Here is a 1,507-nt window from a genome sequence, read left to right on the forward strand (position 1 = left end):
AATGGCGTTAAGGCGCGGGGCCATATCGCCTTTCCACATATCGCGGCTGAGGCCGTTTTCCAGCATGTCACCCACGCACTTACTGGCCACCATTAGCACCGTGACCGGTGTTTTACGCGGCAGTTTCTTGCGCAGCAGATCATCCAGCGCCTGCACCACCTGCTGGTTGGCCCCGGCGAGGGGGGCCACTTCCATAATGAACCCAACCGATCGGCTGTTAATAAACAGGTCGGATTTCTCATCATATTCGCGGTAGGGCAACAGACTGGTTATAGAAGGATAACTGAAGGTTTCCTCCAGCTTCTGACGCGCCGCTTTTGCGCCACCCTCATCGCGACTGCTGCTGAGGATACCGGTGAGGTGTTCGATAACATTACTGAGAATAGTTGGCTATGGCAGAGTTCAATAACGAAGAAAAGAGTGTTATTATAAATGAATTTTAAAATTATTGTTCCTTCTATATTGGCTTTAATTTTTTTAGTAACATCAATCCTATTGTTTGTTGACAATCAAAAGACAACTGCATCATTACAGCAATCAGAAAAGAAATATTCAGAGTTAAAGAGTAATAGTAAATTGCAGGTGCAAAATGATGCGAAGGAATTTTCAGACGTGTGCTCTTCCGATGGAATTAATGATTAATCAAAAGTACATCGCATCACAGTCAGAATGGAAACAAACAACAAAAGATATGCTTCTAGAGCAATTATTAAAGAAAGAACTATCTTATCATGATATAGATCGTTTAATTGGTAAACTAGATTTTGAATTCATTCCTACATTCGTAACAGTCATCATTCAAATAGAAGAGCGTTCCTCTATTGTATCCAATAAAACCCTTATAGAAAGTTTAGAAAATGCATGCCATCCTAAAAGGGGATTCATTGGAGTTATTCATGTCAATAAGTTATGTATTGCATTTACAAACACAAGTGAAGCATAGATCGATAAAGAAATTCTTACTGTTTCTCAGGGATTAAAAAGATTACATATTCACTTTCGTTTATCCTATAGCTTACCCTTTGATAAATTAAAAGCTTTCAGTTAGTCCTATTTAGATTGTGATTCGGCCTTGACAGTTAGCGATCGTAATACGGAAATTGTATCATTTGCTCCAATAGTAAGATCGCGGTTTCTTTATGTTCCGATGTTCTGGATTTGTATGTCTCTTATGATTAGTGATGTTGAGCATCTTTTCATGTGTTTGTTAGCCATCTGTATGTCTTCTTTGGAAGAATGTCTAGTTCTTTGGCTCATTTTTTTGATTGGGTCATTTATTTTTTTGGAATTGAGCTGCAGGAGTTGCTTATATATTTTTGAGATTAATTCTTTGTCAGTTGCTTCATTTGCTATTATTTTCTCCCATTCTGAAGGCTGTTTTTTTCACCTTGCTAATAGTTTCCTTTGTTCTGCAGAAGCTTTTAAGGTTAATTAGGTCCCATTTGTTTATTTTTGCTTTTATTTCCAATATTCTGGGAGGTGGGTCATAGAGGATCCTGCTGTGATG

The 1,507-nt window shown here is 38.4% G+C and carries 2 protein-coding genes; one reads left to right on the top strand and one right to left on the bottom strand.

Going from position 1 to position 1,507, the window contains the following annotated elements:
- Window positions 1-384: TraC family protein (locus BTM36_RS23150; protein ID WP_168189827.1), on the bottom strand; the 384-nt coding region annotated here is incomplete at its 3' end.
- A 241-nt stretch (window positions 385-625) separates the two neighbouring features.
- On the opposite strand from BTM36_RS23150, the gene BTM36_RS28055 reads away from it, so the two are divergent.
- Window positions 626-943 (top strand): hypothetical protein, encoded by a 318-nt coding sequence (locus BTM36_RS28055; RefSeq protein ID WP_217349614.1) that lies wholly within the window; start codon window positions 626-628, stop codon window positions 941-943.
- Window positions 944-1,507: the final 564 nt, after the last annotated feature.

The organism is Herbaspirillum sp. VT-16-41 (assembly GCF_001994935.1).
GTDB lineage: Bacteria > Pseudomonadota > Gammaproteobacteria > Burkholderiales > Burkholderiaceae_D > Herbaspirillum > Herbaspirillum frisingense.

Coding starts and splice junctions, on each gene's coding strand:
- BTM36_RS28055 (WP_217349614.1), top strand. CDS start 626: ATGGAATTAATGATTAATCAAAAGTACATCGCATCACAGTCAGAATGG.